Source organism: Phytopseudomonas daroniae (genome assembly GCF_004327285.1).
GTDB classification, from domain to species: Bacteria; Pseudomonadota; Gammaproteobacteria; order Pseudomonadales; family Pseudomonadaceae; genus Aquipseudomonas; species Aquipseudomonas daroniae.
Window position 1 is genome coordinate 119,668 of the sequence record NZ_QJUI01000009.1, and the last position, 23,056, is coordinate 142,723.

A 23,056-nucleotide genomic window follows, 5' to 3' on the forward strand; every position below is an offset into this window, starting at 1 on the left:
TGGCCGTCGCAAGCGACGTTAAAAATGGCTCCCGGCCATTTTTTTATGTTTGCGGCAGACTATTCGCAAGGCCGGCAATTGCTTTAGGGATTTCGTGCAATCTGCCTGAGGCATTTCTCTTCAACATGCAGTTTGCACGGAAAACAGTATTGGGTTTATTTTTAACTTATTGATTTGTATGAGTAATTTATCATTCAAAAACCTGGCACAGCGCTTGCGATAGTAAGGGGGAAGCCACTGCTTACCAGTGTCGGTGGCTCCTTCGAATTAACAGGAGTGATACCCATGAAACAGCCAATCAATAAGTTCGCCTTTGCCGCTATCACTGCGACCGCCCTGAGCTTGTCCGTGGCGGGTACCGCTTTCGCTGACAGTTACAGCAGCACCCAGCCGACCATGCTGGCTGCCAACACCATGGACAAAGCTGAAGAAGCCGTGTCCGACACCTGGATCACCAGCAAAGTGAAGTCTACCTTCCTGGCAGACGATGGCCTCAGCGCCCTGGACATCAAGGTCGAAACCAACAAGGGTGTAGTTGCCCTGTCTGGTGTGGTGGCTACTGAAGCCGAGCGTGATCTCGCTGTCGCCAAAGCCAAAGAAATCAAAGGTGTACAAGCAGTCTCCGCTGATGGCCTGAAAACTGCCGACTGATCATGTTTCCGGGCAGGCTCCATGAGCCTGCTTTCTTCCCTGTGTACAGGAGAGCTGAATCATGAATTCCGACATTATCAAAGGTAAGTGGAAGCAGCTCAGCGGTGATATCAAAGCCCGCTGGGGCAAGCTGACCAACGACGACCTGGATGTCGCCGAAGGCCATAGCGAATACCTGGCTGGCAAGCTGCAGGAGCGTTACGGCTGGACCAAGGAAAAGGCAGAAGATGAGTTGCGAGATTTCCGCAGCAAGTACTGACTTGCCGCTGGCGCTTGATACGCCACCGTTTTCGCAGAAAGCCCCGGCCACAATGCCGGGGCTTTCTGTTTTCAAGCGTCGTGGCCGTCAATGTCTCATTGAGCCGCGGGTTCTAAGCCTCAGCGGTCGTTTCTCCTCTCATGGCGCTCACGCCAGAATCGAGGCCAGCGCTGCGCGGTCGATATTTGCACCGCTGAGCACAACAGCCGCGCGCTCGCCCTGATTGACCTCGCGTTCCTGGATCAACGCCGCCAGGGCCGCGGCGCCTGCGCCTTCGGCGAGATTGTGGGTGTCTTCGTGGAGGATGCGAATGGCCTGGCGGATCTCGTCGTCATCGACTCGCACAATACGTGCAGCACCGGCACGGATGATCTCCAGCGCCTCGGGCTGCGGCACGCGGCAGGCCATGCCATCGGCGATGGTGTCGGCGCTGTCGGTACAGATGACTCGCCCGGCGGCGAAGCTCTGTGCGTAGGCATCGGCAGTACTCGATACCACGCCGATCACCTCGGTATCCAGGCCGAGCAGGTCGCGAGTGCGGATCACCCCGCAGATACCCGAGCCCAGGCCAATGGGCACGTAGATGCGTTTCAGCGGCGGTGTCGCCTCGAACAGTTCCAGGGCATAGGTGGCCACGCCGCGAATCAGATCCGGGTGCAGCGAGGGTACGAAATGCAGGCCGCGCCGCTCTGCCAGCTCGGCGGCTCTGGCGCGAGCTTCGTCGAAGTCGCGGCCGTATTCGATCACTTCGGCGCCCAGCGCGGCCATGGCGGCATTCTTCTCACGGGCGTTACCCAGCGGCACCACGATGCTGATCGGCAGCCCGGCCTTGCGTGCGGCCAGTGCCATGCTCTGCCCGTGGTTGCCGCGGGTGGCCGAGACCAGGCCGACGGTGTTCGGCTCGTGGCGCATCAACGCATCCACATAGACCAGGCCACCGCGCACCTTGAAGGCCCCCGTCGGCGTGTGGTTCTCGTGTTTGACCCACACTTCGCAGCCCAGTCGTTCGGCCAGCAGCGGCCAGGCGAACTGTGGCGTCGCCGGGACGCTCGGGCGAATCAGAGTGGCGGCTTGGCGTAGCGCGGCAAGGTCGAACATCTTGGGGGCTCCCGAGTGGCTTTGACCTGATGCTACGGCCCTGTCATTGTATGGGTAAATATTTATATTGCATGGCAAACAATGTGGTTACCTGATCTGCAAGGCAGTTCGTTGCCCACCTACCTGGCGCTGGTCGAGGCGATTTCCAGTGCCATCGGCAAGGGCGAGCTCAAGCCCGGTGAGCGCCTGCCGCCGCAGCGTCGGCTCGCCTGGACGCTGGGCATCAACCCGAGCACGGTGATGCAGGCGTATCGGGAAGCCGCCCGCCGGCACCTGGTGTCCGGCGAGGTCGGCCGCGGCACCTATGTGTTGGCGGATAGCCACGAAGCCAGCCTGTTTCACCTCAAGCAGCCTGGTCAGCCGGCGCAGGGCATCGACCTGTCGACCAATGTGCCGGTGCATGATGGCGACAGCGATGACCTGTCGCGTACCCTGCAGCGGCTGATCGAGGAGGGCCGCCTCGATGCGTTGCAGGCCTACGCGCCGGCCGAGCTGGAAATGCGTGGGCGGCTGGCCGGTAGTCTGTGGCTGCAGCAGCGCGGCCTGCACACTCCGCCGTCGCGGGTACTGCTCTGCGCCGGTGCCCAGCAGGGTGTTTCCGCCGCGCTGCTGGCGCTGTGCGAGCCGGGCGATCCGGTTTTGGTCGAAGCCTTCACCGCGCCGGGTATCAAGGCCGCAGCACGGCAGTTGCGTTTGCCGCTGCATGCTGTGGCGATGGATGGGCGTGGCATCCTCCCCCAGGATCTCGACCGTCAGGTGCGTGCCACCGGCGCGCGGGTGCTGGTGCTCACGCCTTGCCTGCAGAACCCCACGGGCAGCAGCATGGATGCCGAACGTCGCCAGCGCATCGCCGAGCTGGTGGAGCGCCATGGGTTGTGGCTGATCGAGGATGACGTCTATGGCGCGCTGGGCAGTCAGGCGCCGCTCGCCGCGTCGGTGCCGGCGCATAGTCTGCTGGTCACCAGCCTGTCGAAAACCGTCGCACCAGGGCTGCGGTTGGGCTTCGTGCACGGGCCGGAGGCGCTGCTCAAACGCATCGATCCGCAAGGGCACGCCACCGGTTGGGCGGTTTCGCCACTCTGTCTGGCCCTCGCTTGCGAGTGGATCGAGGATGGCACCGCGGCGCGCAAGCTGGCCTGGCAACGCGACGAATTGCAGCAGCGCTGGCGCCTTGCCACGCGGGTGCTCGGGGCGCGTATGCCCCAGGGCCGTGAGGTTGCGCCGCACCTGTGGCTGGAGGCCGCGGATAGCCGTGACCTGGCTGCTGAATGCCGAACCGCCGGTGTCGAAGTGGTGCCGGCCGAGGTGTTCGCCGTTGGCCCAGCGTCGGCCAGTGCGATCCGCATCAGCCTGGCCGCCGCCCGCAGTCGCGCGGAACTCAAGCAGGCGCTGGAGCGCATCGTTGTCGCCTGGCCGTAATGATCGGCGCACTTGCACCCAGGCTGTAATGCGTGTCAGCTATGTTCCGTGAATTCCACGATAAGGATCCGTGCATGTCCCTTTCCACAGACGGCGCTTTTATCGTCGTCAACTCTGCCGAAGAAGCCGTCGAACGTCTGGCCGCGCTGCACCAGCGCGCCACCGAAGGCCTGAGCCAGGCCCTCAAGCGCTACCTCAAGGATCGTATTCGCCCGGATGCCGAGCAGCACGAACTGTTCCGCTACCCCGAACTGCGTCTGACCTACCTGTGCCAGGGGGAGGTACCGACCACGGTGCGCGCCTACGCCAAGGTGCAGGTGCCCGGCACCTACAGCATCACCATCACCCACCCGGCCGCGTTCCGTAAATACCTGCTGGAGCAGCTGCAACCGCTGATGGCGGACTTCACCCTGACGGTCGAAGTCGGCGTCAGCCAGCAGTACATCCCCTATCCGTACGTGGTGGAGCAGGGCGATGAGCTGGCCGGTTCCGGTGTGACGGCGGCAGAACTGGCGCGGGTATTCCCCAGCACCGACCTGTCGGCCGCCACCGATGGCACTGCCGATGGCCTGTACGACTGGGAAAATACCGATCCGCTGCCGCTGGCGCTGTTCGACGCCGCCCGCGTGGATTTTTCCCTGCGTCGCCTGGTGCATTACACCGGCAGCGACTGGCGCCACGTGCAGCCGTGGATTCTGCTGACCAACTATCACCGCTATGTCGACCAGTTCATCCGTAACGGGCTGGATATGCTCAATGGCGAGTCGCGCTTCGAGCGCATGGTGCTGCCGGGCAATGTGGTCATCGAACGCGGTATGCCCGAAGGCGAGATGCAGGCGATCATCGAGACCGTGGTCTGGCACCGCTACCAGATGCCGGCCTACCACCTGCAGGCCGCCGATGGCGATGGCATCACCTTGGTCAACATCGGCGTCGGTCCGTCCAACGCCAAGAACATCACCGACCACCTGGCCGTGCTGCGCCCGCATTGCTGGCTGATGATCGGCCACTGCGGCGGCCTGCGTCAGTCGCAGACCATCGGCGACTACGTGTTGGCCCACGCCTACATGCGCCGCGACGGTATCCTCGACCGGGTACTGCCGCCGCACATTCCGCTGCCGGCCCTGGCCGAGGTGCAGCAGGCGCTGCAGGATGCCGCCGCCCAGGTCACCGGCGAGCGCGGCGACGATCTCAAGCGTCGTCTTCGCACCGGCACCGTACTGACCTACGACGACCGTAACTGGGAACTGCGCTGGGCTCAGGAACGGCCGCTGATCAACCTGTCACGGGCTGTCGCGGTGGACATGGAAAGCGGCACCATCGCCGCCCAGGGCTATCGCCTGCGGGTGCCTTACGGCACCTTGCTATGCGTATCGGACAAACCGTTGCACAGCGAGATCAAGCTGCCGGGCGCGGCGGGGGCCTTCTACGAGCGGGCGGTGACCCAGCACCTGCACATCGGTATCGCCGCCCTGGATCTGCTGCGCGGGCAACTCAACTCGCTGCACTCGCGCAAGCTGCGCAGCTTCGATGAGCCGCCATTCCGCTGAAGGCCGCCGAAGGCTCCAGGCTCACGCTGAGCGGGCTCGGCGCTACTTCTTCGGCTTGCCGAACATCATCCGCCAGCGGTTGCGGTTGAGCAGCACGTAACCGGTGAGTTGCATGCCCGCAGCCACGACCAGGCTGCGGGTCAGATCCGGATCAGCGGGGCGTGGCCCGCTGTAGATGGCGTACAGCGCATACACGACGCCGATCAGGCCGAGGATGAAAAACACCAGGCCGAGAATGGTCAGGCGATGAAGGTTGCGTGGGAACATGGCGGAAATCGTCGTGGGTAACGGGGCGGCCAAACTAACCCGGAATCCGCAGTTTCGCCAGTCGCCCGTCAGTCGCTCATTTGCCCACTTGATGCAGCGGCAGTGCGGTGGTCGATTTGATCCGCTCCATGGCGAAGCTGGAGCTGATGTCGGCGATCCCGGGAATTTCGATCAGGCGCTTGTACACCGCGTCGTAGCCTTCGATGTCGGGCACCACCAGGCGCAACAGGTAATCGGTGACGCCTGCCATGCGGTAGAAATCCACCACTTCGTCGATCTCGGCCACCTGTCTGTGGAAGTGCTTCAGCCACTCGGCGTTGTGCTGATTGGTGCGCACGAACGCGAAAACCGTCACTGGCACACCGACCTGTCGTGGATCGAGCAGAGCGACCCGTGCTCCGATCACGCCATTTTCCTCGAGTTTCTGAATGCGCCGCCAACAGGCCGTGTTACTCAAGCCGACGCGTTCGGCGATCTCGCCCAGCGGTTGGGTGCAGTCCTGCTGTAGCAGCGCGAGGAGGGCTCGGTCGAACTTGTCCACGGTCGGGAAAACTCCTGATAAGACGATTGGGGAATATCGTCAGTATGAAACGGGCTAAGTGTGGAAAATAATTTCGATTACTTTAGCGAGGTGGGAAATTTATTCCGTTTCATGGGCCTGCGAACAGCGAAATATCAAAGTTTTTCACGTTCTGCTCTCTTAGCATGTGTCCCCCGACAACGCCGTCTACGCGGCGCCTTTTACCTACTGCAACGGCCGTTACCCCTATGCCAGAACTCTATTTCGATTACGCCGCTACCACCCCCATCGACGACGCGGTCATTCAGGACATGCTGGCATGCATGGGCCGTGATGTGGTTTTCGGCAACCCCGCTTCCGCCTCCCACTCCTTCGGTCAGCGTGCCCGTCTCGCCGTCGAGAAGGCGCGCAAGCAGGTGGCGGCGCTGGTGGGCACGAGTGCGGATCGTCTGGTCTGGACATCCGGGGCGACCGAGTCGAACAACCTGGCGCTCAAGGGCGTTGCCGCGATTGCCGATACGCGTCGGCATATCATCACCAGCCGCCTGGAGCACAAGGCCGTTCTGGATACCGCCGGGCAACTGGAGCGCGAGGGCTTCGAGGTGACCTGGCTGCAGCCCGATAGCGACGGCATCATCCAGCCGCAGGCTGTCGCGGCTGCCTTGCGGGACGACACTCTGTTGGTCTCGCTGATGCTGATCAACAACGAACTCGGCACGCTGACCGATATCGACGCGATAGGCGAGCTGGTTCGCCAGCGAGGGGCGCTGTTCCATGTGGACGCCGCCCAGGCCACCGGCAAGGTGGCGATCGACCTGTCCACGTTGTCGGTGGATCTGATGTCCTTTTCCGCCCACAAGACCTACGGCCCCAAAGGTATTGGCGCGCTTTACGTCGGTGAGCGCGCACGTCCGCTGATCCAGGCGCAGATCCACGGCGGTGGACACGAGCAGGGGCTGCGTTCCGGTACTCTGGCCACTCACCAGATCGTTGGTATGGGCAGCGCGTTCGCCCTCGCTGGCGAGCTCATGGCCGAAGAGAACGAGCGCATCGCTCACCTCTGCGCGCAGTTGCGCGAAGGCCTGCTGGCGCTGCCCGGCGTGCGCCTCAACGGCTGTGCCGAGAAGCGTGTGCCGCATACCCTCAACCTGTGCATCGACCATCCCTGGTTCGATGCCGAGAATCTGCTGGGGACGCTGGCGTTCTCGTCCACTTCGGCCTGCAACTCGGCCAGCAGTGCACCGTCCCATGTGCTGCTGGCGCTCGGCCTGGATGATACCCAGGCGTATCGCAGCATCCGCCTGAGCCTTGGCCGCTACACCACGCTCGCCGATGTCGAGCAGGCCATCGATGCCATTCGCCGTTGTCTGCCTGAGTGACGAGTCAGTGATGGCTCGATGAGCATTGTGCGAGAGGGGGCACTGCAGGTCGAAAGCTTCTTCGACCCACAGACATCGACGTTCAGCCATCTTGTCCATGCTGGCGTTGGCAGCGCCTGTGCGGTGATCGATCCGGTGCTCGGCTATGACACCGAGTCTGGTCTGCTCGATAGCGCTCCGGCGGATGCCTTGTTGAGGGCGATAGAGGCCAAGCGATTACAGGTGCAGTGGATCCTGGAAAGCCATATCCATGCCGACCACCTCACCGCCGCGGCTTATCTGCGTGATCGTAGCGGCGGCAGGATCGCTGCCGGCCGGAGTATCCGCGAGGTGCAACGTACCTTTCAGGTGCGCTTCGATCTGCCTGAGGATTACTGCCAGGCGAGCGGGCAGTTCGACCACCTGCTCGCCCCCGGCGAACACTTCACCATCGGCTCGTTGTCGGCCAGGGCGTTGCACGTGCCAGGTCATACACCGGCTGACACGGCCTTCCTGATAGGTGAACGGCAGGCGTTCATCGGCGACACCCTGTTCCAGCCAGATATTGGAACGGCGCGCTGCGATTTTCCTGGCGGCAGCGCTGCTCAGCTTTATCGCTCCATTCGACGTTTGCTCGAGCTGCCGGGCGATACTCGCTTGTTCATGTGCCACGACTACCCGCAGGATCGAGCGCCACAGGCTTGGTGCTCCGTGGAGGAGCAGCGTGTGCATAACCAGCACATGCATGAAGGTGTCAGTGCAGCGCAATTCATCGAATGGCGAGAAGAGCGGGATGCAGGCCTGGAGCCACCCAGATTATTGATCCCCGCCCTGCTATGGAATCTTCGTGCAGGCGTCCTGCCTGCAGGAGAGGTGGCTGGGGTGCGCTATCGCTGGGCATTGCAGGCTTGCTGAGCGGTTTGCGCCATCGTTCGCCGCCGACTTGCCCGCTGTGAAAGAAAAGGCCCCTGATGCTCGATGAGCACCAGGGGCAGGGAGTCAGCAGCATTACTCGGCGGTACGTGCCAGTTCCTTTTCGCCTACGTGGTTGTCAGCACAGGGATGTGCGCACCTTACTCACCTGCTCGGAGACACCGCGGGCAACCCATATCGATACAGCGAGTGACGTCGCGATCAGTCATGCCAGTGAGCGGCGATCACTGCTCGCCAGCGTTTCGTACCGCATTGAGAATCACCTCGGCGACCTCTTCAGGTTTCGACTGCTGTGGAACATGGCTTGTGCGCAGCTCAGTCAAGGTAGCGCCGATACGCTTGGCGGCGGTTCGCTGAACCTCGGGGTGGATCATTCGATCGTCGGTGGCGAGTACATACCAGGAAGGCTTGGTCTTCCAGGCCGCGACCGTCGTTCTGTCATCGAAGGCGGATGCCTTGATGGGGCCTTGCGTCGCGGCCATGACGGCGGTCTGCTCCGATGGGAGATCCTGGGCGAAGTCCTTGGCCATGCCTTCCGGGGTCAGATAGAGGAAACCGTTGCCGTCTGCCTTGATCTGACTGATGCCCGGAGGTGTAGGCGCGCCCTTGCCCTGTTCGCCGCTGGCCTGTCCGGCATCGGGCGCGAACGCTGCGACGTACACCAGTGCGCTCACTTTCTCGTGGCTACCGGCCTCGCTGATCACGGTGCCGCCCCACGAATGCCCGACCAGCACTACTTGGCCCGGCTGGTTGTCCAGCGCTCTTTGCGTAGCGGCCACGTCGTCGGCAAGAGAGGTGAGCGGGTTCTGTACTACCGTTACCGCAACCCCTTCGGCCTGAAGAAACGGCACTACCTTGGCCCAGTCGGAGCCGTCGGCGAATGCCCCATGTACGATCACCACGGAGGGCGTTGCATCTTCGGCCTGACTGACACTGACTACCAGCAGGCTTGCCAGCGCGAAGACGGCGGTGACGATTTGCGATCTGAATGTTTTCATTGGGTAAGCTCCTGTGTAGGGAGCTCAAATTTTGCTGACAGGCCTGCTCAGCGGGTATCGGTCATTTATCCGACCCTGGGGTTTTTCCATGGATAACGCGAAGCGACTCGACATCTCATTAAGCGGAGCATTGGGGGCTATCTCCCAGGTCGGGGATCTCAGCATGGGGCAACCACTCGGGCATTCCCGACGCGTTGCCAGGTTGGCGCGAATGCTGGCGCAAGCCGGGCACGGCAAGGGCGACCACCTGAGGGTAGCGGAGCAGGTCGCCTTGCTGCGTTGGTCCGGCTGCACCGCTAACGCCGAAGGGTTCGCTCATCTGCTGGGTGACGATGTCGAAGGACGCCGCGCGATGCTCGACCAGACTCTGGGCGCTGACGATATGAACGCGGTGCACCAGGCGACTTCGCTCGCCGTCGTACACTGCGAGGTGTCTGGCGAAATTGCGAAAACGCTGGAGCTCGGTACCGCTGTCGAGTCAGGGTTGTGTCGGGTGTTCGAAACCTATGACGGAACCGGCCGGCCGTTGGGGTTGGCGCATGAGAGCATTCCGGAAGTGGCCTACCAGGTGGTACTTGCCGGGGATCTGGACATTCTCAGCCGGACACATGGCCTGGACGCGGCGCTGAGCTGGATCGGCAATCAGTCTGATCGACGTTATCCCGCCTCCCTCGTCTCGTTGCTCGTACGAAATGCGGAAGAGTGGTTGGCGGATCTTGAGAGCGCTTCCGAGGGGGCGGACGACGCCAAGGCCGAACGCCCAGTGTCGCTGACACTGGTGGGGGATGTGATCGATCTGAAATTGTCCTGGTTGGCAGGCCATTCCAGGCAGGTGGCGCATGTCGCCACCGAGGCGGCACGTTTGTGGGGGCTGCCCGAGCCAGCCCTGACGGAAATTGGCAAAGCAGCCCTCATTCACGGTCTCGGGCGGGCAGCCGTATCCAATCATCTCTGGAATACCGCAGGGCCGCTGCCATACGGGGCAGCGGAGCGAATACACCTCGTTCCCTACTGGACGCAGAAAGCGTCGAGACAAATCAGCGAGCTGGCCACGTCTGGAGAGATCGCCGCCCATGCTTACGAACGGCTCGACGGCAGTGGTTACTTTCGAGGTGCGTCAGCAGATTCCCAGTGCTCCGAGTATCGGTTGCTCGCCACCACCGTAGCCTGGGTCGCGTTAAGGGGAGCCAGGCCCTGGCGGCCAGCCTACAGCGAATCGGAGGCGGCGAGGCTGCTCAAGCAGGACGCCAACCGCGGATTGTTCGACGGTGAAATCTGCGAAGCGGTGATCGCCGCTTCGCGTGGTGAGCGCAGGCGCCCTCAGCCCAAGAATCCGTTACTCACCCCCCGCGAGTGTCACATTCTCCTGGAGATCAGCCGCGGCGCCAGCAACAAGGAAGTGGCGCGGCGGCTGGATATCAGCCCGAGTACTGTTCGTACCCACGTGGAAAGCATTTTCCGCAAGCTGGGTTGCTCCACTCGAGCGGCGGCCACATTGAAGGCGCTGACGTTAGGTTTGATCGCCTGATAGCTGTCCTCTGGGCAGCGGATTGCTTTCGGGCCGCTCGTGCAGAACTACGCGGATGGCCGGATGAGTTATGCGAGTCCGCCTTGGCTGCACAGATTGGCGCGGGCCAGGGTTGTAAACGCCTTGAGCGCAGCGGAGGGGTTGCGTCGGTTCGGGTAGTACAGGCACAGGTTATCTCTGGGAGGTGTCCAGCCCTGCAGGACTCGCTCGAACTGTCCGGTCTCGATTTCGCTCTGAACGTCCTGTTCCATGAAAAAGCCGAGCCCCACGCCTTCCTGCACCACAGCCTTGGCGACACTGGGCTCGTCAAGCGTGAGCTGCCCGGCCACGTCAAGCCTGGTCACTTCTCCCCCTCGCTCGAAATGCCAGGGGTAAATTGCGCCATTCGGTAGGCGGATACGTATGCACTGATGGTGGAGGAGATCGGGTGGCGTAAGGGGCCGGCCGTATTTTTCGAAGTACGCTGGCGTACCGACCACGGCGTAACGTTGCGGCTGGCCAAGGGAGATCACGATCATGTCACTGGGCACGAGATTCGCGGAGCGTACACCGAGATCGAAACCGTCAGCGACTATGTCTACCAAACGGCCTTCGGTCACGAGGTCGATGTGCACCTTCGGGTAGCGTCGCAGAAACTCCAGAATCAACGGCAGCAGCGCTGCTCGGGCGGCACTCGCGAACGCATTGATGCGCAGAACGCCCGAGGGCCCGGCGTTGTGGGATCGCACCGCTTCGAGCCCGGCGCGTACATCATGCAGGGCCGGGCCAACCTGCTCCAGAAACATCTTGCCCGACTCGGTCAGAGACACGCTGCGTGTCGTGCGATTGAACAGCCGCGTTTCGAGATTCGCCTCCAGTTTGGCAATGGTATTACTCAAGGCGGTGGTTGATACATCCAGATCGATAGCGGCCTGTCGGAACGAGGCCCTGCGCGCCACCGCCATTACCGCTTCCAGCTCATTGAGGCCAAGGCGAGAGTCAGGCATTCGATTATCCTGATTTTAGGGATTGGTCATTAATGTCTATCCCAGTTGAGCAAATTATCAACTGGGCGGCAAGATCACAGTCGTGAACCCCAACCAACTGTGAGAGAGGAGATCAGACTCATGAGTCTTCAACTGCCTGACGCCGTGGAGACATACTTCGCTATCAGCAATGGCGGCGATGTGTCACGCCTGGCGAGCTGTTTCTGCGCGGATGCCACGGTGTTCGACGAAAACAAAACGCATGAGGGAATTGAGTCCATCAAATCCTGGCAGCATGAGGCACAGCAGGCGTTCACCTACCATGTCCAGCCTCTGGAGGCCCTGCACGAAGAGGGCAGGCTGACCGTCATTGCGCGTATTACCGGCAATTTTCCCGGCAGCCCGGTCAAGCTGAACCATGTGTTTGTGCTGAAGGATGATCGGATCCGCTCGCTGGAGATTACGCCATGATGGATCTCGGCCTGGCCGGCAAGCGGGTGCTGGTCACCGGTGGCACCAAAGGCGTCGGGAGCGCTGTCGTCAAGCTGTTCCGTGCAGAGGGCGCGCAAGTGCTCACCTCGGCCCGGCAGGCGAACACCGACATGCCGGATGCCCTGTTCGTTGCGGCCGATCTCACGACCCTGGAAGGTTGCGAAACACTGGTGGCCGCGACTAAACGGCTCTTGGGCAGTGTGGACATAATCGTCCACGTCCTCGGTGGTTCGTCCGCGCCCGGCGGTGGATTCGCTGCGTTGAGCGAAGAACAGTGGCAACGCGAGCTCGATCTGAACCTGTTTCCTGCCGTACGCCTCGATCGCGCATTGCTACCGGATATGCTGGCGCGAAGGGACGGCGTCATCATCCATGTGACCTCCATTCAAAGTCGGCTGCCTCTGCCTGAGGCTACAACTGCCTACGCGGCTGCCAAGGCTGCGCTTTCGACCTACAGCAAAAGTCTGTCGAAAGAAGTCTCGCCAAAAGGTGTGCGTGTTGTCCGGGTTTCGCCGGGCTGGATTGCAACCGAGGCGGCGGTCGCACTGGCCGAGAGACTGGCTCAGGAAGCAGGTACTGACTACGAAGGCGGCAAGCGGATAATCATGGATGCACTGGGTGGCATTCCGCTCGGCCGCCCCTCGACACCGTCAGAAGTGGCCAGCCTCATTGCGTTCCTGGCTTCGTCCTGCGCGGCATCCATCACGGGGAGCGAATTTGTCATCGATGGCGGAACGATTCCGACAGCCTAGCTGCGGCTACCTTACTTGAACGCGGCAACCACATATGGCGACGATTGGCGTTTGACTGTATTCGAACTAAGGCATTAATCGTTGTCCGCGTCTGGCCGCCGATTGCAGCCTTCCGCCACCAACTGCTGTGGGGCGATCATCGGATGCATGCAGTAGTCAGTAGGCGGTTGCTATCGGCCCGTAGCAGAGTCTGCGGCAGGCTGCTGGCGGCCAGAAGCGGGCGTTTAGAGGTCGAACAAAACCTGCTTGGCAGGTTTTGTTTGGCATCGATCAGAAGAAGCCCAAAGGATTGATGTCGTAGCTGATCAGCAGGTTCTTGGTCTGCTGATAGTGGTCGAGCATCATCTTGTGGGTTTCGCGCCCGACCCCGGACTTCTTGTAGCCGCCAAATGGTGATCACCTCTTATTGTAAGTTGGCCGCGGTATCGCGCCCGAGTGCGGGGCAGTCAGCCTCGCTGACTGCCTCAAATCCTGCGTGCAGGGCTCAGGTGTTCTGAGGCACTTCACCTCTCGACAGGCGTGCGTTGATGTCATCGATCACCGCGGGCAGCTCGGCGATGGTGTCGATCAGGTAGTGCGGACGCGAGCCTTCCAGCATGCGGCCAATGCGAATGCGCTGCTGATCCAGCTTGTCCTGAGGCATGCTCTTGTACTGCTCGTAAGTCACTCCAAGGGCGTTGCCCGAACAGGTCAATGCCACTGTCCACATACCGGCGCTGCGGCCTTCCAGCATGCCAGGCCAGGTGTCGTCGATTTTCACGCAAGCAGCCACATCATTGATGCCGAGCGCGATCACGTTGGCCAGCGATTGAGCCGGGTAGGGGCGGCCATTGGGTACTTCATCGCTGGCCACGACGTGATCCGGCACATAGCCGTTCTGGCGTGCCAGCTCCACGACTTTTTCCATGACCACCGCCGGATAACCGGAGCAGGTACCGATCTTCAGCCCCTTTTCGCGTAACGCTGCGATGGCTTCCAGCGCACCGGGAATCAGCGCCGAGTGCAGGCCGATCTTGTCTATCTGCAGCGGCATGAAACGCTCGTAGATTGCCGTCACGTCGGCATCGGTTGGGGTTCGACCAAATTTCGCGTGGTAGCGCTCAGCAACGGCAGGTCGATCGCAGAGCGTGCGGATGTGATCCCACTTGCCCATACCCATTGGCCCGCGCGCTTCCTCAAGGGAAACCTCGACACCGAACTCGCCAAAGGCTTCGACGAAAATCTGCGTTGGTGCGAAAGAGCCGAAGTCGACAACGGTACCTGCCCAGTCGAGAATCGCGGCTTGCAATTGAGTCGGTTGCTTGTAGTTCATGGTGTATCTCCAAACGAAGGATGAGAGAGGCCTGTCCTCCCCGTCGACAGGGCAGGCTGAGTTATGAATTCGATTGCATTCAGGTGGGTGGCGGTATGCTGCCCTCGAACAGCTCGGCGATCATCGGTCGGTTACGACGGATGCCCAGGCAGCACAGGTGGTACTCGATGTGAAACGGATGGTCGACGAAGGTGATCGGCCGGGTGCCAGGCGTCTCTGCATACTCAACCGCTGAAACGAAACCGATGCCGATTCCCTGAGCAATGGCATGCACAATCGCCTCGCGGCTGTTGAGTTGCATGGCGCAGTCCAGCTCAATACCGGCTCGTTGACACGCTTCCTCCACCAGTTGCCTGGTGCGTGAGCCCCGCTCGCGCAGGATCACCCGCTCACCGTTACCGTTGATGGCCTGCATGCCGGGAATTGCAAAGCCGAAGGTCTGTCGACCGGTGTAGAAAAACAGGTAGCAGAACATCGTCGCCAACAGCATTCGCCACTGAGCCAAGTGAAAGGATGGGGTGGCGGGAACAGCGAGACCAGACAGAGAATGCTCACGATTCATCATATTTTCCTTCTTGTTACGCTCCCTCCAACCAGGCTGCTGGAGGAACGGCACTCTTATTCGGTGCAACAGGAAACAGGCGACCTGAACAGCCGCCCACGTTAGGTAGGCGACGTATCAGGCGGCGCGTGAGCCGATGAAATTCTTTCCACGAGCGCCCTGCATGGCATACAGAACCATCTCCTGCGCCTCGACCTCCGTCACCCCGTAATCGGTGAATTCGGTCTTCACGTCCAGGCGATGGAGAAAACCTCGCAAGCGCTCTTGAGCCTTGGCCAGATCAGGCCCGAAAACCCGCTGTAGCGTCTGATCCCGAGCCGCATCCCGTCCCCACGCCAAGCCCAGCACGTAGGGCAAGGTAAAGGAGCACGCAATGCCGTGAGGCAGACCATGGCGCAGGGTCATTTCGTAGGAAATGGAATGGGCCAGCGCCGTCTTGGTATTGGAAAAGGCCAGGCCTGCCTTCAGAGCCGCCAGGGCCATGCGGGCGCGCAGTTCGCGGCTGCTCAGGTTTTCGCGCAACCGAGGCAGGCAGTCGAGGATGTCTTCGATAGCGGAGATCGCAAAGGTGTCGGAGATCGGATTGGCATTGACGTTCCAGATCGACTCCAGCGCGTGTGACAGCGCATCGAGACCGGTGGATACAGTCACGCCCGCCGGTACCGTAAGCATGAGATTCGGATCGATGATTGCCGCTTTGGGCCAGGTGCATTCCAGGTGCAGCGAATACTTCTTTTGCTGTCCCGCGTCCCAGATGGTTGCCCATGGCGTCACTTCACTGCCGGTACCTGCGGTTGTAGGCGCCGCGATCAGTGCCTTGCAGCGCGCCGGGGTAAACGGCTTGCCACTGCCCAGCAGGGTCAGCAACTCATCGAAGCGCCCGGACGCCGTGCCGACGATCAACGCCTTGGCGGTATCGATGGCGCTGCCGCCACCTACCGCCAGCACCGTTTCACAGCCGCCGGCCTGTGCCCAGAAACGCTCGTATGTGGCACTCAGTTGTGCGACATCCGGATTGGGCTGCACGTCTTCCACCACATGAATCAGACGCTCCCCCAACAGCGCCTGGATCTTGTCTATCACACCCAAGCCGCGGGCCTCGGGAAAGGTTACCAGGGCGACCGTCTGGCCTTCGGTGAGTGCCGCGATCTGGCTCAGGCTGCCACTACCAAAATAGGTAGCAACTGGATTGTGGAAGTGGGCAGACATGGCATTTCCTTTCTTGTTGTTTGAATGTGGGGCCATGTTTGCTGCCGAGTTAACTGGGCTCAAATCGATTGATTCGAGCTCTGCATCGGTTGAGCCGATACTGTCTGGCGTTAGAGAAGCGTGCGTCACCGCTGCGATACTCCGCTCGATAAAGTTGCGTGTAGTTACTTGGAGAGACCGTACTGGACGACACGGCCGTTTGGGAGCAGTTGTCGAAACGGTTACTCAGTGCCTACCGCTTTGCTGAATCGAGGCGCGCAGTCGGCTCGATAGCATGTCGGCGGCAATCACCATCAGCGTGATCACGATGATGCAGGTGGCCGTTTCCTGGTATTTGAACAGCTTGATGCTGCTGACCAGTTCGAAGCCGAGCCCACCCGCGCCGACCATGCCCAGCACGGTAGCCGAACGCAGGTTGACCTCGAAGCGATAGAGGATCACGGCAATCCAGGCCGTGATGACTTGCGGGAGCACGCCGAACACGATCACCTGCAGAGGCCGAGCGCCTGTGGCTCGAAGTGCCTCGAGAGGGCCTTGATCTATCTCTTCGATGCTCTCGGCGAAGAACTTGCCGAGCATGCCTACCCCATGCACTGCAAGAGCCAGGACACCGGGAAATGGCCCCAGGCCAACAGCGGAAACGAAGACCAGGGCGAGGATCAGCTCATTGATACTGCGAATGACATTGAGCGTTTGCCGGGTTCCCTGGTACAGCCAGCGATTGCTCTGCAGATTGCGGGCAGCGAGAAAGGCCAGAGGTACAGCGAAGAGAATCCCCAGCAGTGTGCCCCAGATAGCGATCTGCAAGGTTTCCAAGGCCGGTGCGATCAGCTTGGGCAGGATATCCAGATTTGGCGGCACCGAGCGCGAGAGGAAATCGCCAATTTGCGGGAGGCCTGACGCCAACTCCCCCCAACTGAGCTGCGCGCCATTGGCGCTCCAATGCAGCACGACCACCAGCATCAGCACCCATGCAGCAGTCGAGGCCCAGCCGCGCAGACTGTCCGGGGTTTTCACCATCCAGCGATAATTTTGGGTGCGCATGTCAGCCTCCCAGGCCATTGGTATAACGCAGCTGCAAGGAGCATTCGGTCTCGGTCTGGCTGTTTTCGTTCGCGCCGGGATAGATGCGATGCAACGTGGGCTGGTCGAGACCATCAGCGTCGCCATCGTAAACAAGGCGACCATGTGCCAGACCGATGATGCGGTCGCCAAACTCGCGGGCGAAGTCCACCTGATGCAGGTTACAAACCACGGTAATCCCCAGATCCCGACTGGCATCACGCAGGTACTGCATGACCAGACGCGCAGTCTTTGGATCGAGGCTCGCGACGGGCTCATCGGCGAGGATGACCTTGGGTTGCTGGGCGAGTGCACGAGCGATACCCACCCGCTGCATTTGCCCACCTGAAAGAGAGTCGGTGCGAGCTTCAGCCTTGTGCATCAGCTCGACCCGACGCAGACATTGGTGCGCCAGCTCCACATCGGCTCGACTGAAAAGCTGCAAGATCGAGGCAAGCGTCGACAGCGATCCCAGGCGGCCGGTGAGCACGTTCTTCAGCACCGAGAGACGTGGTACCACATTGTGGTGCTGGAAAATCATCGCAACCTGGCGGCGCAGGGCACGCTCATCGCGTGCTTGCATGGCATCGATTCCAGCGACCTGGAGTTCGCCGCCATCTGCCTGAGCCAAGCGGTTCATGCAGCGCAACAGAGTGGATTTTCCCGCGCCAGACTGACCAAGCACCACGACGAATTCGCCAGCACCGATCTGCAGATCGATTCCTCTCAGCACGGGATTGTTCCCATAGTGCTTGGTGAGCCGGTGGACGCTGATCATTTCATTTTGCTCAGATCGAGATCGAGCACCTTGGCGGTGTCGCGAACCACGTCATAGGCACTATCGCGGGTCGGCTGAAAGCCGTCGAGCATGCCCTGATCACCCCAGGGGATATCCTTGACCTCGGCGAGTGCTGCAGCCAGCTTCTGCTTCAGCGCCGGATCCAGATCCTTGCGCCAGACCATCGGCGACTCGGGGATATCTGAAGAGCTCCAGACGATGCGCAACTCGTCCGGTTTGACCTGGCCCTGCGCCGTAGCGGTGGCAAGAATGCGGTCAGCCACAGCGGCGGCATCCACCTTGCGATTGGCCACTGCCAGGATGCTGGCATCGTGCGAGCCCGAGAAAATCACCCGTGAAAACAGCTCGTCCGGCTGATAGCCGGCCTGCTCGATGCCTGCTTTGGGGAAGAGGTGACCGGAGGCGGAGCTTGGATCGACGAAGGCGAAAGTATGGCCTTTTAGATCGGCCAACGATTGGATACCGCTGTCGGGGCGAGCAACGATAAGACTGCGGTAAGCGCTCTTTCCGGTCTTCTTCGTCACGGCTACGGCGAAGGCCTCGACATCGGCCACCTGGCTTGCGAGCACGTAAGAGAACGGCCCCAGATAGGCGACGTCCAGCTTCTTGGAGCGCAACGCCTCGATCACGCCGTTGTAGTCGGTAGCCACGAACGGTTTAACCGGCATGCCCAGCTTGGCCTGCAGTTGATCGAGCACCTGCTGGCTGCTCTCGATCATCGACTGCGAGTCTTCAGAGGGGATAAGGCCGATCCTGAGTGTCGTCTCGGCAAACACTTCACCACTGATCAACAGCGGTAACGACACACTGACAGTGCACAACAGCTTACGGAGAGTTTTCATGGCATATCCGAGTTGTGGTTGGAATGCCGCTTACCCTAATTTTGTAATGTGACCGTCATGCCATCGATTCAATATTGGTTTACTCGCAAAACTATTGAAGGAATCTATGGATGTCGAACAGTAAGCTGCGCGCCTTCCTGGCTGTGGCACGACAGGGCAGCTTCAGCGCGGGAGCACGATCACTTGGGCTCAGCCAACCGACCGTGACCACTCAGATACAGGCATTGGAGCGCCTGCATAATCTCGAACTTTTCCACCGCCGTGGTCGCCGTGCCGAGCTGTCGACGGTTGGTCGGCAGCTATTGCCCATCGCGCAGCAACTGATGGCTCTTGAAGCTGAAGCACACGGGCTGTTACGTGATTCCGGAACCTTGGTCAGGGGCCAATTGCGGCTAGGTGCGGTTGGCCCGTTCCACGTCATCGAGATGGTCGATGCCTATCGTCGCGACTTCCCCCAGGTCGAGCTGTCGATCCGTGTGGGTAACTCGGCGTCGGTATTGGCTGACCTCGAAAACTACGTGACGGATATCGGTGTGTTAGCTGGGCTGCATGAAGATCCCGCTTTCCACTCGACGCTGTACGCCCGCCATCGCATCATCGTGTTCGCCCATCATGAGCATCCCTTGGCCCAGCACGATACCGTGCGGCTGGAAGAGCTGCAGGGGCAGCCGATGTTACGACGCGAGCAAGGTTCGACTACGCGTTTGGCGTTCGAGCAGGCGCTGGCCGATCGTGAGGTGACGCCGCGTATGGTCATGGAGATTGGTAGCCGTGAGGCACTGCGCGAGGCGGTGGCGCGAGGCATTGGCTTGGGCGTAGTGTCAGAAGCCGAGTACATCCCCGGCCCCAACCTCAAAGCCATCCGTCTGGAGGGCGATCCGGTGCACACCGAGACGTATCTGTATTGCCTGGCCGAGCGCCGCAGCCAGGTGATCGAGACGTTCCTCGCCTGTGCAAACCAGGCCCGCCTCAAGCGCCCCAGCGACTCGGATTAGCTACGGCTGCGTCCCCATTCACCCGTTGGTTTCAGGAGACCTTCGTTTCCCCCAGAATTCTTCCTGCGTCTCTCGCAGGAGGAAGGCCAAATACCCGCGCATAATCCCGGCTGAATTGCGTCGGGCTTTCATACCCCACCTCGAAGGCCGCGGCCGTGACATTTTTGCCGCCGGTCACCATGAGCATTCGCGCCTGGAGCAAACGAACACGTTTTTGATACTGCAATGGACTCAAGGTCGTCACCGCTTTGAAGTGACGGTGAAAGGCCGAGACACTCATCGCCGCTTTCTGCGCCAGGAATTCCACCCTGATGGGTTCGGCAAATTCTCGCCGAATCCACTGGATGGCCAGGTTTACGCGAGCCATGGCGGTATCCGGTGCGGCGATTTCCCGCAGCATCCAGCCATGGGGGCCTTGTAGCACGCGAAACAGAATCTCGCGTTCGTACGCAGGCGCGAGGGCCGCGATGGCATTGGGGTCGCCCATCAATCGCAGCATACGCACCCAGGCGTCCATCAGCTCGGGCGTAACGGCGGCCACCGAGAAGCCAGGGTCGTTGTCATGGCGAGAAACGGGTTTGGGCAAGTCCGTGAGCAGGGTGGATAACACTGTCGGATCAAGTGTCAGGCTGACGGCCAGATAGGGTTCGCCTGATGCGGCAGGGTGCACCGTGCCCACCGCTGGCAGCTCGATGGACATGACGAAATAGGTCGCCGGGTCATATCGCAGCGTGCTGTCGCCCACTGTCATGGTTTTGCTGCCTTGCAGGATCAGATTGATCATCGGGTCATAGACCGCCGCCAGCATATGCTCTGGAATCTTGCCCTGAACCATGGCGACGCGCGGAATGCCCGTCTCTGTGCGGCGGTTTTCGGCCTTGGCGGCTAGAGCGCGGAGTTCATTCAGTTGCTCGTTCATGCTGGCAATGCTGTATGCAGGATGAGGTGCAGTGCAAGCAGAAAGCAGAAACAGGCAGGTTTCGAGTAGGAACAGCTGCGTTGGCGATGACGATGCTCCGTAGTGTGGCGGCTTATTCAGTTAGCCATGGAGCACATCATGGGCGTTATCGTCATTACTGGAGGCAGCCGAGGTATTGGTGCCAGTGCAGCGGAACACGCTGCCCGACACGGCATGGGCGTCATCCTCACGTACAACCATCATCCAGAGGCCGCAGCTGAGGTGGTGCGAAGCATCGAACGAGCGGGAGGTAAAGCCGTTGCGCTCAAGCTCGATGTCGCAGATGTCAAAAGCTTCGAGGCTTTCCGGGAGGCGGTCGTCGCTGCACTGCATGAGACTTGGGGCACGAACACGCTCGCAGGCTTGGTGAATAACGCAGGTTACGGCCTGTTCGTCCCGTTGGCATCTGTCAGCGAGGAGCAGTTCGATGGTCTGTTCAATGTTCATCTCAAAGGCCCCTTCTTCCTGACGCAGACCCTGCTGCCGTTACTGGAAGAAAACGCCAGCATCGTCAACCTGACTAGCGCTACCACGCGCGTGGCCACTGCTGGGGTTGCGCCTTATGCGGCGTTCAAAGGTGGCCTGGAGGTGCTCACTCGCTATATGGCCAAGGAATTTGGCGATAGGCGCATACGTGCCAATGCTGTTTCCCCTGGAGCGATTCGAACTGAGTTGGGCGGCGGGCTCAATGACGAATTCGAGGCGATGCTGGCTGCGCAAACGGCGCTGGGCAGAGTCGGTGAGCCAGAAGATGTGGCACGGATCATTGCCATGTTGCTGTCGCAGGAGGGCGCCTGGATCAATGCCCAGAGCATTGAAGTCGCTGGCGGATACATCATCTGAACAATCGAGGGCTTTGCCATGCTGGATCACATTTTTTTGTCTGTGAGCGACCTTGAACGCTCGATCCGTTTCTATGAAGCTGCCCTGGCACCGCTCGGTATCACCGCGCGCCTGGATTACGACGGTAAGGACGGCCCACCAGGGCATCCCGACCTGAAAGGCTTTGGCGCCAACGGTCGGATGTTCTTCTGGCTGCGCAAGGGGGACGCTGGTGGGAGAGCGCTGCATGTTGGCTTTGTGGCAAACAGCAGAACCGAAGTCGAGGCCGCCTATGCGGCCGCGTTGAGCCATGGCGCGACCGAAAACGGCGCACCGGGGGTACGTCTGCACTACGACCCGGACTACTACGCCGCAAATGTCCTGGATCCTGACGGGTACAGCCTGGGATTTGTCTACAAGAACTGGCAGCACGTCCAATGAAGAGATTGATGATCTATGGCGCAACCGGATACATGGGGCGCATGGCGGCCGAGTACGCCGTTGCGCAGGGACTGGCCATTGTCCTTGCCGGGCGCAATCACGACAGGCTGCGGGCTCTGGCTGCACAATTGAATGTTCCGTATCGCCTGTTCACGCCCGATACCCAGGCAGCACAATCCCTTGAAGGCATCAGCGTGCTACTGAACCTCGCCGGACCTTTTGCGCAGACAGCCGATGCATTGATGCAGGCCTGTATCGAAGCTGGCGTCGACTATCTGGATATCACGGCCGAGATCAATGTCTACCGGTTGGCCGAGCGATTGGGCGCTAAGGCGGCCGAGTCCGGCGTCATGCTCCTGCCTGGCGTCGGCTGGGACGTGGTGCCGACAGACTGCCTGGCGGTGCATGTCGCTCGTCGGGTGCATGCGCCGCAGTCGCTTAATATTGCACTTCAGGTTGCGGGTTCGATGTCGCGTGGCTCCGCCCTGAGTGTCAGCGAAATCATTGGTGCAGGGCTTCTGGCGCGGATTGACGGGTTGTTGGTTGCAACTCCCGATGCGCAACCACGGCACTTCGATTTTGGCTACGGCCTGGAACTGTGTGCGCCGTTGTCTTTCGGTGATCTGGTCACCGGCTGGCACTCCACCGGCATTCCCAACATTTCCATGTTCGTGCATTTCTCCGGCAATCCCTTTCCCGAAGGAGATCTCTCACAGCTTCCTGAGGGCCCGGACGCGCAACAACGCGAAGCTCATCGCGCCCGAGCAGTAGCCGAAGTGACCGGCGCCGACGGCACAGTTGCGCGTTCAGTGATTGAGACCGTCAACGGCTACACCTACACACCGATTGCTGCCGTGGAGGCTGCGCGCCGGGTATTGGGTGGCGAGCGACGGCCGGGTTTCGAGACGCCGGCAAAGCTGCTGGGAGCTGGGTTCGCCGAGAGCATCGCCGGTACGACCATCACCGATCGCTGAAGTCTTCCGGGCGATAGCGGCATTATTCAGTCCTCGGCTGGGCCGGCGGCGTCATACGCCATCATTCAGGCTAGATTCCAGCACGCAGCCGCTATAGCACATGTGGGCTATGGAACACTGGCTCAGCCACGGCTACGGTGCCGACCGAGGCTGTCCGTGACCACACCCCAGATCAGTTCGTAGGGTAGGACGACGCTTCACCCTTTACGCCACTCCACCACTGCAATGGCAGATGCTGTGTGGATAACACCAACGTCTGGCTCATCCCGCTATGCTGCTTTTCACATCTA

General features: G+C 60.8%; 24 protein-coding genes and 3 pseudogenes. 13 read left to right on the forward strand and 14 right to left on the reverse strand.

Translation table 11 applies throughout. The features are described from left to right. Positions 1 to 285 precede the first annotated feature (285 nt). Positions 286 to 651 carry a BON domain-containing protein gene (locus DNK06_RS11820; protein WP_131180215.1) on the forward strand — a complete coding sequence of 122 codons (366 nt, stop codon included), beginning with the start codon at positions 286 to 288 and terminating at the stop codon, positions 649 to 651. 61 nt (positions 652 to 712) lie between these two features. Beyond that, the gene (locus DNK06_RS11825; RefSeq protein WP_131180216.1) at positions 713 to 910 is read left to right on the forward strand and encodes a CsbD family protein; all 198 of its coding nucleotides are present in this window, start codon (positions 713 to 715) and stop codon (positions 908 to 910) included. Between the two features lie 147 nt (positions 911 to 1,057). On the opposite strand, the gene DNK06_RS11830 is transcribed toward DNK06_RS11825, so the two are convergent. Then, positions 1,058 to 2,008: a threonine dehydratase gene (locus DNK06_RS11830; protein ID WP_131180217.1), complete on the reverse strand. Its 951-nt coding sequence runs from the start codon at positions 2,006 to 2,008 to the stop codon at positions 1,058 to 1,060. A gap of 81 nt (positions 2,009 to 2,089) precedes the next feature. Here DNK06_RS11830 and DNK06_RS11835 point away from each other — a divergent pair, with 81 nt between their 5' ends. Continuing rightward, positions 2,090 to 3,427, forward strand: coding sequence for an aminotransferase-like domain-containing protein (locus DNK06_RS11835; RefSeq protein WP_131180218.1), 1,338 nt, complete (start codon positions 2,090 to 2,092; stop codon positions 3,425 to 3,427). A gap of 74 nt (positions 3,428 to 3,501) precedes the next feature. Further along, positions 3,502 to 4,977 carry an AMP nucleosidase gene (amn, locus tag DNK06_RS11840; protein WP_131180219.1) on the forward strand — a complete coding sequence of 492 codons (1,476 nt, stop codon included), beginning with the start codon at positions 3,502 to 3,504 and terminating at the stop codon, positions 4,975 to 4,977. A gap of 42 nt (positions 4,978 to 5,019) precedes the next feature. Here the strand turns inward: amn and DNK06_RS11845 are convergent, their stop codons facing one another. Further along, positions 5,020 to 5,244: a hypothetical protein gene (locus DNK06_RS11845; protein WP_131180220.1), complete on the reverse strand. Its 225-nt coding sequence runs from the start codon at positions 5,242 to 5,244 to the stop codon at positions 5,020 to 5,022. Between the two features lie 76 nt (positions 5,245 to 5,320). After that, on the reverse strand, positions 5,321 to 5,785 hold the full coding sequence (locus DNK06_RS11850; RefSeq protein WP_131180221.1) for an Lrp/AsnC family transcriptional regulator: 465 nt from the start codon (positions 5,783 to 5,785) through the stop codon (positions 5,321 to 5,323). Between the two features lie 227 nt (positions 5,786 to 6,012). Between DNK06_RS11850 and DNK06_RS11855 the strand changes: the two genes are divergently transcribed. Both DNK06_RS11855 and DNK06_RS11860 read left to right on the forward strand, forming a co-directional pair. Beyond that, a complete protein-coding gene (locus DNK06_RS11855) occupies positions 6,013 to 7,143 on the forward strand; it encodes a cysteine desulfurase family protein (protein ID WP_131180222.1) in 1,131 nt (376 codons plus the stop codon). Positions 7,144 to 7,161: 18 nt separating this feature from the next. After that, complete coding sequence (locus DNK06_RS11860; RefSeq protein ID WP_207389984.1) at positions 7,162 to 8,037, forward strand: MBL fold metallo-hydrolase; 876 nt, start codon at positions 7,162 to 7,164, stop codon at positions 8,035 to 8,037. Between the two features lie 242 nt (positions 8,038 to 8,279). On the opposite strand, the gene DNK06_RS11865 is transcribed toward DNK06_RS11860, so the two are convergent. Then, a complete protein-coding gene (locus tag DNK06_RS11865; RefSeq protein WP_131180223.1) occupies positions 8,280 to 9,053 on the reverse strand; it encodes an alpha/beta hydrolase in 774 nt (257 codons plus the stop codon). Positions 9,054 to 9,141: 88 nt separating this feature from the next. Between DNK06_RS11865 and DNK06_RS11870 the strand changes: the two genes are divergently transcribed. After that, on the forward strand, positions 9,142 to 10,581 hold the full coding sequence (locus DNK06_RS11870; RefSeq protein ID WP_131180224.1) for an HD domain-containing phosphohydrolase: 1,440 nt from the start codon (positions 9,142 to 9,144) through the stop codon (positions 10,579 to 10,581). A gap of 68 nt (positions 10,582 to 10,649) precedes the next feature. Here the strand turns inward: DNK06_RS11870 and DNK06_RS11875 are convergent, their stop codons facing one another. Continuing rightward, positions 10,650 to 11,567, reverse strand: coding sequence for a LysR family transcriptional regulator (locus DNK06_RS11875; protein ID WP_131180225.1), 918 nt, complete (start codon positions 11,565 to 11,567; stop codon positions 10,650 to 10,652). Between the two features lie 120 nt (positions 11,568 to 11,687). Between DNK06_RS11875 and DNK06_RS11880 the strand changes: the two genes are divergently transcribed. Continuing rightward, positions 11,688 to 12,017 (forward strand): nuclear transport factor 2 family protein, encoded by a 330-nt coding sequence (locus tag DNK06_RS11880; RefSeq protein ID WP_131180226.1) that lies wholly within the window; start codon positions 11,688 to 11,690, stop codon positions 12,015 to 12,017. Then, entirely contained in the window at positions 12,014 to 12,790 is a 777-nt protein-coding gene (locus tag DNK06_RS11885) for an SDR family oxidoreductase (protein WP_131180227.1), read from the forward strand. Before DNK06_RS11880 ends, DNK06_RS11885 begins: the two co-directional genes overlap by 4 nt. A gap of 270 nt (positions 12,791 to 13,060) precedes the next feature. On the opposite strand, the pseudogene DNK06_RS11890 reads toward DNK06_RS11885, so the two are convergent. The 8 genes and pseudogenes from DNK06_RS11890 to phnD form a co-directional block, all read right to left on the reverse strand. Beyond that, positions 13,061 to 13,180, reverse strand: a pseudogene (locus tag DNK06_RS11890) (hypothetical protein); the annotation flags it as partial. A 94-nt stretch (positions 13,181 to 13,274) separates the two neighbouring features. Then, positions 13,275 to 14,102, reverse strand: coding sequence for a phosphonoacetaldehyde hydrolase (gene phnX / locus DNK06_RS11895; protein ID WP_131180228.1), 828 nt, complete (start codon positions 14,100 to 14,102; stop codon positions 13,275 to 13,277). Positions 14,103 to 14,181: 79 nt separating this feature from the next. Then, positions 14,182 to 14,493 (reverse strand): annotated as a pseudogene (locus tag DNK06_RS11900) (LysR substrate-binding domain-containing protein); the annotation flags it as partial. A 15-nt stretch (positions 14,494 to 14,508) separates the two neighbouring features. Next, a pseudogene (locus DNK06_RS25475) lies at positions 14,509 to 14,664 on the reverse strand (MFS transporter); the annotation flags it as partial. 117 nt (positions 14,665 to 14,781) lie between these two features. Continuing rightward, positions 14,782 to 15,873: an iron-containing alcohol dehydrogenase PsrA gene (gene psrA, locus DNK06_RS11910; protein ID WP_131180229.1), complete on the reverse strand. Its 1,092-nt coding sequence runs from the start codon at positions 15,871 to 15,873 to the stop codon at positions 14,782 to 14,784. Between the two features lie 225 nt (positions 15,874 to 16,098). Next, the gene (gene phnE, locus DNK06_RS11915; protein WP_131180230.1) at positions 16,099 to 16,917 is read right to left on the reverse strand and encodes a phosphonate ABC transporter, permease protein PhnE; all 819 of its coding nucleotides are present in this window, start codon (positions 16,915 to 16,917) and stop codon (positions 16,099 to 16,101) included. Between the two features lies 1 nt (position 16,918). Further along, positions 16,919 to 17,713: a phosphonate ABC transporter ATP-binding protein gene (phnC, locus tag DNK06_RS11920; RefSeq protein WP_131180231.1), complete on the reverse strand. Its 795-nt coding sequence runs from the start codon at positions 17,711 to 17,713 to the stop codon at positions 16,919 to 16,921. Continuing rightward, positions 17,710 to 18,576 (reverse strand): phosphonate ABC transporter substrate-binding protein, encoded by an 867-nt coding sequence (phnD, locus tag DNK06_RS11925; RefSeq protein ID WP_131180232.1) that lies wholly within the window; start codon positions 18,574 to 18,576, stop codon positions 17,710 to 17,712. Before phnD ends, phnC begins: the two co-directional genes overlap by 4 nt. A gap of 110 nt (positions 18,577 to 18,686) precedes the next feature. On the opposite strand from phnD, the gene DNK06_RS11930 reads away from it, so the two are divergent. Then, complete coding sequence (locus tag DNK06_RS11930; RefSeq protein ID WP_131180233.1) at positions 18,687 to 19,571, forward strand: LysR substrate-binding domain-containing protein; 885 nt, start codon at positions 18,687 to 18,689, stop codon at positions 19,569 to 19,571. A 31-nt stretch (positions 19,572 to 19,602) separates the two neighbouring features. On the opposite strand, the gene DNK06_RS11935 is transcribed toward DNK06_RS11930, so the two are convergent. After that, positions 19,603 to 20,490: an AraC family transcriptional regulator gene (locus DNK06_RS11935; RefSeq protein ID WP_131180234.1), complete on the reverse strand. Its 888-nt coding sequence runs from the start codon at positions 20,488 to 20,490 to the stop codon at positions 19,603 to 19,605. Positions 20,491 to 20,628: 138 nt separating this feature from the next. Between DNK06_RS11935 and DNK06_RS11940 the strand changes: the two genes are divergently transcribed. The 3 genes from DNK06_RS11940 to DNK06_RS11950 are packed head-to-tail and all read left to right on the forward strand — an operon-like array spanning position 20,629 to position 22,766. Further along, positions 20,629 to 21,372: an SDR family NAD(P)-dependent oxidoreductase gene (locus DNK06_RS11940; RefSeq protein WP_131180235.1), complete on the forward strand. Its 744-nt coding sequence runs from the start codon at positions 20,629 to 20,631 to the stop codon at positions 21,370 to 21,372. A gap of 18 nt (positions 21,373 to 21,390) precedes the next feature. After that, entirely contained in the window at positions 21,391 to 21,792 is a 402-nt protein-coding gene (locus DNK06_RS11945) for a VOC family protein (RefSeq protein ID WP_131180236.1), read from the forward strand. After that, positions 21,789 to 22,766, forward strand: a complete 978-nt coding sequence (locus DNK06_RS11950) for a saccharopine dehydrogenase family protein (protein ID WP_131180237.1) — start codon at positions 21,789 to 21,791, stop codon at positions 22,764 to 22,766. The genes DNK06_RS11945 and DNK06_RS11950 overlap by 4 nt, the downstream gene beginning before the upstream one ends. Positions 22,767 to 23,056: the final 290 nt, after the last annotated feature.